This window comes from Deferrivibrio sp., from assembly GCF_055117995.1.
The window spans coordinates 1-7,941 of record NZ_JBSQOT010000058.1 but is presented as its reverse complement, the minus strand read 5'-3'; the positions used below and the strand labels follow the sequence as shown (position 1 = coordinate 7,941).

The 7,941-nt window shown below is 33.8% G+C and carries 11 protein-coding genes and 1 pseudogene; 3 read left to right on the top strand and 9 right to left on the bottom strand.

Annotation, left to right across the window (positions count from 1 at the left end; genetic code table 11):
- A partial coding sequence (locus tag ACTCAF_RS10360; protein ID WP_463063206.1) for a response regulator occupies nt 1-398 on the bottom strand: 398 nt, incomplete at its 3' end.
- 2 nt (nt 399-400) lie between these two features.
- Nucleotides 401-1,966, bottom strand: coding sequence for a sensor histidine kinase (locus tag ACTCAF_RS10355; protein ID WP_463063205.1), 1,566 nt, complete (start codon nt 1,964-1,966; stop codon nt 401-403).
- A gap of 49 nt (nt 1,967-2,015) precedes the next feature.
- Between ACTCAF_RS10355 and ACTCAF_RS10350 the strand changes: the two genes are divergently transcribed.
- From ACTCAF_RS10350 to ACTCAF_RS10340, 3 genes are all read left to right on the top strand, one after another.
- A complete protein-coding gene (locus ACTCAF_RS10350; RefSeq protein ID WP_463063204.1) occupies nt 2,016-2,870 on the top strand; it encodes an amino acid ABC transporter substrate-binding protein in 855 nt (284 codons plus the stop codon).
- A 15-nt stretch (nt 2,871-2,885) separates the two neighbouring features.
- Complete coding sequence (locus ACTCAF_RS10345) at nt 2,886-3,359, top strand: hypothetical protein (RefSeq protein ID WP_463063203.1); 474 nt, start codon at nt 2,886-2,888, stop codon at nt 3,357-3,359.
- A gap of 69 nt (nt 3,360-3,428) precedes the next feature.
- Nucleotides 3,429-4,073 (top strand): hypothetical protein, encoded by a 645-nt coding sequence (locus tag ACTCAF_RS10340; RefSeq protein ID WP_463063202.1) that lies wholly within the window; start codon nt 3,429-3,431, stop codon nt 4,071-4,073.
- Between the two features lie 71 nt (nt 4,074-4,144).
- Here the strand turns inward: ACTCAF_RS10340 and tsf are convergent, their stop codons facing one another.
- The 7 genes and pseudogenes from tsf to ACTCAF_RS10305 form a co-directional block, all read right to left on the bottom strand.
- Nucleotides 4,145-4,798 (bottom strand): translation elongation factor Ts, encoded by a 654-nt coding sequence (gene tsf, locus ACTCAF_RS10335; protein ID WP_463063201.1) that lies wholly within the window; start codon nt 4,796-4,798, stop codon nt 4,145-4,147.
- A gap of 2 nt (nt 4,799-4,800) precedes the next feature.
- Nucleotides 4,801-5,607 carry a 30S ribosomal protein S2 gene (gene rpsB / locus ACTCAF_RS10330; protein ID WP_463063200.1) on the bottom strand — a complete coding sequence of 269 codons (807 nt, stop codon included), beginning with the start codon at nt 5,605-5,607 and terminating at the stop codon, nt 4,801-4,803.
- Between the two features lie 174 nt (nt 5,608-5,781).
- Nucleotides 5,782-6,228, bottom strand: a complete 447-nt coding sequence (locus tag ACTCAF_RS10325; protein WP_463063199.1) for a hypothetical protein — start codon at nt 6,226-6,228, stop codon at nt 5,782-5,784.
- Nucleotides 6,209-6,601, bottom strand: coding sequence for a hypothetical protein (locus ACTCAF_RS10320; protein WP_463063198.1), 393 nt, complete (start codon nt 6,599-6,601; stop codon nt 6,209-6,211). Before ACTCAF_RS10320 ends, ACTCAF_RS10325 begins: the two co-directional genes overlap by 20 nt.
- A gap of 112 nt (nt 6,602-6,713) precedes the next feature.
- On the bottom strand, nt 6,714-6,848 hold the full coding sequence (locus ACTCAF_RS10315) for a hypothetical protein (RefSeq protein WP_463063197.1): 135 nt from the start codon (nt 6,846-6,848) through the stop codon (nt 6,714-6,716).
- Nucleotides 6,845-7,543, bottom strand: coding sequence for a tryptophan synthase subunit alpha (trpA, locus tag ACTCAF_RS10310; protein ID WP_463063196.1), 699 nt, complete (start codon nt 7,541-7,543; stop codon nt 6,845-6,847). The genes ACTCAF_RS10315 and trpA overlap by 4 nt, the downstream gene beginning before the upstream one ends.
- Nucleotides 7,540-7,941 (bottom strand): annotated as a pseudogene (locus ACTCAF_RS10305) (tryptophan synthase subunit beta); the annotation flags it as partial. The gene trpA and the pseudogene ACTCAF_RS10305, both read right to left, overlap by 4 nt.

The following is a 7,941-nucleotide window of genomic DNA, read 5'->3' as shown; positions in this document are numbered from 1 at the left end:
TCGCTTCTTCGCCTGAAATTTATTTCGTGAAGCAGTCTTTTCTTTTCAAGTGCTCTTTTGATTATTACAATAATTTCATCCGTTCCGAAAGGCTTGTTTATGTAATCAAAACATCCCATATTCACTGCTTCCACTGCAGTTTCCATATCACCATGAGCGGTAATAACTATCACCTGAGTTAGTGGACTTGTCTTTAGAATATAATTAAAAATATTCAGCCCATGATTATCAGGGAGATTTAAATCAAGCAATACCACATCAGGCTCATCATTTTCTAAAAATTTAAGAAACTCTTCTCCTGAGAAAAACACATTTGTTAAAAATCCTTCACTTTCAAGATTTAAAGCAAGTAATCTCGCAAAGTTTTTTTCATCATCAATAATAGCAATCTTGTTCATAATCATCTCTTAAACTTTAAAATTACTGTGGTCCCTTCATTATCCTTGCTTTTTATTTCAAGGTCAATATTGTTTTTTTTGCAAAGGCTGTACACTACGGATAAACCAAGGCCTGTACCCCCCTTTTTGGTAGTAAAAAATGGGTCAAAAATCTTGTCCTGCACCTCTTTTGGAATCCCCTTTCCGTTATCCGAAATCATTAAAACGTAACACTCTGATAATATTTCAGATTTGACTGTTATCATCGCATTGTCATTATTGCACGCCTGCAAAGCATTTATCAAAACATTTATAACTATCTGATGAAAATGATTTTTATCTGCAAAACAAATGTAGTCAGCCAGGTCTTCGTTAATGCTGACATTAGCCTTTCTAAATTGAAACGAGAGCAATTTGATACACTCTTTTACCTCATTTTTTATATTAATCTTTTCCATGGCTGGTCCTGATGGTTTTGCAAAGTTTAGTAATTCGGCTACAAACCTGTTTACCCTTTCAATCTCTTCTTCGATAATATCTGCCAAATACTTAACTTTCGATTCATCGACCTTCTTCAACTGTTCCAATGCCATTTTTATGCTTGCCAGCGGATTTTTTATCTCGTGTGCAATACCAGCACTCATTAAACCGAGAGATGAAAGCTTTTCTGCCTGAATAAGTTTGTCCTGGGTTTCAGAAAGGTTTTCTGCCATTTTATTAAATTGTTCGTAAACAAAATCTATATCTTTGCTGTGATGTTTTTTTATCCTGTACTGAAAATTTCCATCAGAAACTTCGGCAAAACCTGCTATCAAGCTTCCAAAAGGTCTTGTTATCCATTCCAAAAAATAAACGCTTATAACTATTGCCAGAAGCACTATAAGAAATATCAATACAGCTGTATTCTGGATATTCATCAGCAACCTTTTTCTAATACTATCTCTGCTAACCTGAAAAATAAGTTTAAACTCACTTGATTCTTTTTTGCCAATAAACTCTATGGGATTTTTAATATCTTTTTTATCATCAAATATTAATTTACCCCTGTAATAAATTTTTTTACTATAATCATATTTTTCTGTATTATATTTCAAAAAATTTCCAAATACTTTTTCAAAAGACACAAAAGCTCTAAACCTGCCTAAAATCTTTCCGGAATAATCATTTATAATTTCTTCAAAAACAAGAAAATCATTGGAGTAGTTTTGCAAACTTGAGAACAAAATACTGTTATCATTTCTTAAAACTTCATAATAATCAAAGCCAAAATAATCCGATAACTCATTAAGCCTTTTTTCTATTGATTCTCTTTTAAGTGGAGTAAGATATTCAGTCATACCTGCCTTTAACGTGGTAAGCTGTGACATGGCAAATACTGTTTTTTTAATACTTATAAGTCTTTCCTCAATCGAGGATGAAATCTCATTGATAGAAATTTCAACATTATTGTTTAGCTCAGATTTAAGACTTTCTGCATAATTTTCAAGATAATAATAACTCAGTAGAATTAACGGTAAAAGACCTGTCAAAAAGTAAAAAACAAAAACATATAATTTAATCCTGCCTCTTTTTGCAAAAAGCTTCAACATATTCTGTAAGTACTATTGATTTAGCAAAAAGTCTATATTATAGTTGGCTATGAAATTTTTAAGAATTCTGTCATTATTTATTTTATTTACAGCTTGTGCCTTTGCCGGGAATATTTCAACCCTGGAAAGAATTGAAAATACTGGAAAAATAAGAGTAGGGTTTCGTGATAATCTTTACCCATTCTCTTTTACAGATGAAAAGGGTCGTTTCAGAGGATTTGCATATGACATTGCTTCTTTATTCAATGAAAAATTAAGTCAACATCTAAATAAAAAAATAGAAATGATACCTGTAAAAATTACCACTCAAAACAGATTTGAATACGTTTTGAATGATAAGATAGATATCGAAATAGGCTCAACAAGTTACAGTTTTAAGCGGGAAGAGTTGGTTGACTTTAGTATAATATATTTCTTCTCTGAAACAAGTATTTTGGCCTATTCTCAAAAGATTAACAATATAACTGACCTTAATAACAAAATTATTGGAGTAACAAAAAATACTACCAACGAGGAATCCCTATTAAAATTTTTAAAGGAAAATAATATTTCACCTTCAAAAATCGTATATTTAAATGAGCACTTTGATTCTGTAGAAAATCTCAAAAACAAAGAAATAGATGCTTTCTGCTCAGACAGAACAATCCTGTACGGAGTAAAAAAAATTCTTAATAGCGAAAACTTTATTATTCTCAACACCCCCATAGGCTACGAGCCATATGCCTTTATGATGAAAGAAAACAACTCTGACTTCAGAGATTTTGTAAATAATTTTATTGTATGGATGGTAAAAACCGGCAAATACTTTGAAATTTATGAAAAATGGTTTGATAAGGCCCCTGTTTCCCCTTTTTTAAAAAATTATTTTTCGGTAATATCTTATGACTTGCCAGAAAACTGGTGATATTAGGAGAATAAAATGAGGCTTTTTGTTTTGGCAATATTCCTGTTTCTTTCCCAGAGCACTTTTGCATTTGCACCAATACCCCAAATTGGCGACTTAAAAATTCTCAAGTTTGTAGGTGAAAAAGAAGCATTTGAACAAATTTATAAGCTGCACGGAAAAAAATTTCCATTGAAAAATGCTTATGTGGCAGAATACGCCAGCAAAACTCATTATGCAATTATATGGGCATCACAATCTGAAAACAGCAGTGATGCTTTTGCGCTTTTTGAAACTATGAATAAAAAAATGCCTAAAAGCAATGCTTTCAAAAATATGAAAAGTATGAAAATTAATAATATTGCAGTAGTGTATGTTTTTGGAATGGGAATGGATAATTATTACTTTCTAATAGAAGATAAAAACTATTGGATAGCGACAAAAGGTAAAAATACTGTTGATATCGTAAAAGATTTTTTAAAAAAAGAGAAGTCGTTGATATCTCAATAGACAATCAATGCTTGAATATATTTAACAATAATGATAATTACATATTTATCAATGAGGTAAGGGGGAAAAATGAATCCATTGACACTTGTTTATCTTTTTTTTGCCGGTACGTTTTTAAGTCTTTATTTTAACAAAAAACTTGTTAAGTTTTATAAAAATAAATGGATAATGTACGGTTTTGTTCTTTTCTCCGGTCTTGCTGCAAACCAGATTTATGACTTTTACAAAAGCCAGACCAACGCGCCTGAAAAAGTATCATTTGAAGCTCAGGCGATAATAGCCGAAAATGACCTTTTGATAACATCATCACATGGATACAGTGTTATTGTTCCGGCAGGTTACAAGTATATTACATCAAATGACGCACTTGCATCCCTTTATGCCGAGAAAAAATCTTCCGACAACAGAAGTTCAAGCACTATTGCAATCACTGTTACTGAAGCAAAAGAACCTTTAAGCAAGATGATGCCAGGTCTGGTGGAAAAACTGAAAAAAAATTATAATGATTTTAACTATTCAGAAAAAACAAACTCTTCAGAAGACAAAGTATTAAGATTCAGCTTCAAGACCGATGAGAACAAAAATTATGGCCTGATAAGATTTATTGTTAAAGATAAACTGCTATTTACAATAACTACTCTATCGAAAAATCCGGGCAATAACTCATACCCGCCTGAGCTTGAAAAAGCTGTAGAATCTTTTGCCATAAAATAAAAGCCCGCTTCGTCAGCGGGCTTTTTTATTTAATATACTAAGTACTCTCAAAGATGTTTCAAGTGGACAGGCTACTTCTTGATCTGCTTCATTACCTCTTCCACAAAGTTTTCCTGCTTTTTTTCAAGACCCTCACCAAGCTCATATCTTACAAATCTTCTTACCTTTATATTTTCACCAATCTTTGCAATTTTCTCTGCGATATGTTTTTCAACAGTTATATCAGGATTTTTTACAAATGGCTGGGTAAGAAGGCTAACGCTATTTACAAATTTTGAAATCTGGCCATCCACTATCTTTTCAATTATATTATCTGGCTTGCCTGATTCTTTTGCTTTTGCAACATAAATTTCTCTCTCTTTTGCAACAAGCTCTGGATCTACCTCTTCAGGAGATACAAACTTTGGGTTAGCCGCACAAATGTGCATAGCAATATCTTTGCAAAGCTCCTGAAAATCCTCGTTTCTCGCAACAAAGTCAGTCTCGCAGTTTACTTCCAATAATACACCTATTTTTCCACCACCATGGATATAAGAAGTTACAAGACCTTCAGCTGCAATTCTTCCTGATTTCTTTGCAGCATCAGCAAGCCCCTTCTTCCTGAGAAACTCTATAGCCTTTTCCATGTCACCATTTGTTTCATTCAGTGCCTTTTTGCAGTCCATCATACCGGCACCAGTTTTTTCTCTTAGCTCCTTCACCATTGAAGCAGTAATTTCAGCCATATCTATTCCTCCTCGTCTTCGTCTTCATTTTCAATATCAGCTGAAACTATCTCATCAACAGGGATATCTTCGATATCCTCTTCCTCAACAGATGCACTTCTTATCTCTTCCACAAGACCGTCATCTTTCAGCTGTCTTCCTTCATTTATTGCATCAGCTATTCTATCGGCAATTAACTGACACGCCCTGATAGCATCATCGTTGCCTGGGATTGGAAAATCTACCAATTCAGGGTCTGAGTTTGTGTCAACAATTGCCACTATAGGAATATTAAGTTTTTTAGCCTCGTTTACCGCATTCATCTCTCTTTTGATGTCAATTATGAACATAATATCCGGAATCTCTTCCATATCCCTGATACCAGCAAGGTTTTTATTGAGTTTTTCATACTCTTTTCTGAGATTTGAAATTTCCTTCTTCTTGAATCTGTTTACAAAGCCGGAATTAAACATCTCTTCCAGCTCTTTCATCCTCTGAACTCTGCCTTTGATAGTTTCAAAGTTTGTCAAAGTACCACCAAGCCAGCGGTTATTCACATAGTAGCTGCGGCATCTTTCTGCAGCATCTTTAATGGCATCCTGAGCCTGTTTTTTTGTTCCTACGAAAAGAAAGCTCCTCCCTTCTTTTGCCATATCCCTTACAAATTCGTAAGCCTGATTGAAGCACTGAACGGTTTTTTGAAGATCGATAATATAAATGCCATTACGTTTACCAAATACATATTTGGTCATTTTTGGGTTCCATCTTTTTGTCTGATGGCCAAAGTGAACGCCTGCCTCTAACAGGCTTTTCATAGAAATGTGAGACATATTTCCTCCTATTTGTTTTACCTCCGCCTTTAAAATCAGGCACCTGTCAAAGGCACTGGCCTGATTTCGCAAATATAAGGCGTGCGTTTTAGGGTGGCACTAATAACACAACTTATTACAATTTGCAACAAAAATTAAGTCTGCCCCAAAAAATAAGACTGAAAAGTTAAACTTTTATTTTAAGCCTAAAAGAAGCTTTATAGTGCCCCAGGCAAGTTTCCTATACACCTGAAACTCATCAGCATATTTTTTATCCATTGTCATTAAATAATTTGCAAAAGCTTCAGCCTCTTTGCTCAAATACTTATAAGTTTCAATCATCCTGTTACCAAATACCACATCTTCACCCACAAAGTCGCCGGAGTTAAGCATATTATTGAAGTGCTCTGTGGCACTGTTGTTTAAAGTTAAAATATCACCCACCACAGTTTTGACAAAATTACTGTCATAAACCCCTTTTTCAAACCCATCCCCTATTGAGCCTATCGCCGCATATTTCATATATACATCAGATGCAGGTCCGCCCACCGCTGACAACAGAGTATTGGTGTCAGCAAATCCAGATGTTAAAACCACAAAAAACATCAAGACCGCCATTAAATTAACTCTTAGTAGTTTCATAGTTATCACCCAGTACTTTTTTTATAACTGCATCTCTAAGTTTAATTACTACTTCCAGCTTTGAAATATCGTTATCTTCTGAGTCCCAACCAATAATATTAAGAAGCATTGTCTTGCTTCCAAGCCCTACTGAGCAAGGAAGAGTAATCGTAGTTCCACACTTACAATTCCTGTAGGCAATGACATCCTGAATATCATTAAAGTCAACAATCTGCAAATTACTATTTTGAGCATGAGAAGGTATCTCTGTATTAAGTAAAAAATCTTTAAAGTCAGTAAACTCCTTCCCGCAGCAATTGCATTTTCTCGGAAACTGCATCTCACAAAATTTAATCACATCATCAACATGCTTTAATATCTGAAATTTTTTCACAAAAACTCCTTATAACCTAAATTACCAATATGATTACATTATAATCGATTAGTTAAGTTATACCATATTATTTTCTAAAATATCAGGTTTTTTGTGTTTACTTTCAGCTTCTTCAATTTTTTTCAATTGCAAAGTTTTCAATGTTGTAGTCTACCATAAATATAAATGGAACTTTACTGTTGATATATTCTTTAAATATTTTGCAAAAATCAGTCTTTTTCAGAAACTTTACTAAAGTTGCATTCATTGCCCAACTATCGAATCTATATACCTTTGAAATTCGTTTATATCATCCTGCCTTTTTACCGCCTGTGTTCCTATAACAAAACCGTCAGAATATGTCAGTACCTTTTTCACGTCCTCTTTTGTTTTAATTCCAAACCCAAAAACTACCTTTTTCCCGGTGATTTTCTTAACAACATTCACCTTGTCTATAAGTTCATCACTCAAAAAATTTACACTGCTTCCCGTAACACCTCTCACACCAACAAAGTAAATAAAGTCAGCTTTATTATCCTTTAATTTTTCAATATCTTCCTGTCTGCTTTCAGGAGTAACAAATGGTATTATTGGTATTTCAAAGCCTTTGTCGTAAAAAAATTCGTGGTGTCTGTTTGGTAAATCGGCAACAATAACGCCGTCTATAAGACTATTGTATTTAGAAGAAAATTCTTTAAGGCCATATTGATAAAATATATTTGAATAAGTCATAATATAAAGTTTGGATTTTTTATGCTTTTCAACAATGTCAAGTATATCTTCCATGTTTGTTCTATTTTTCACCACAACGTCAGCAGCTTTTGCAATTATCGGCCCATCAGCAACCGGATCATTATAAGCTATTCCCACCTCAACAAAATCAGCTCTATTTGTCACATAAGAAAAACATTCTTCAAATGTTTGTAAATCCGGATAGCCGCCCAGGATATAAAACCCCTTCATATTGTCCCCCCTAAATTTTCCAATATTATTTCAAGATCCTTATCCCCTCTGCCTGAAAGATTTATAAGCACAGTCTTATTTTCAAATTGTTGGTGATTTTTGATAAAATAGCCTATAGCATGGCTTGATTCAAGAGCAGGCAGTATTCCTTCCATTCTTGATAATTCAAGACAACCCATTAATGCTTCATTATCCCTTGCAAAAAAGTATTCAGCTTTTTTCAAATCTTTTAGATAAGAATGTTCAGGCCCCACGCCTGCATAATCTAAGCCAGCTGAAACAGAATGGACATTACAGATTTGACCTGACTTGTCTGTCAGCACATATGAAAAACTCCCCTGAAAAATCCCTTCTCGTCCATAAGTCATCCTTGCAGCATGCTCACCCTGTTTATCTGA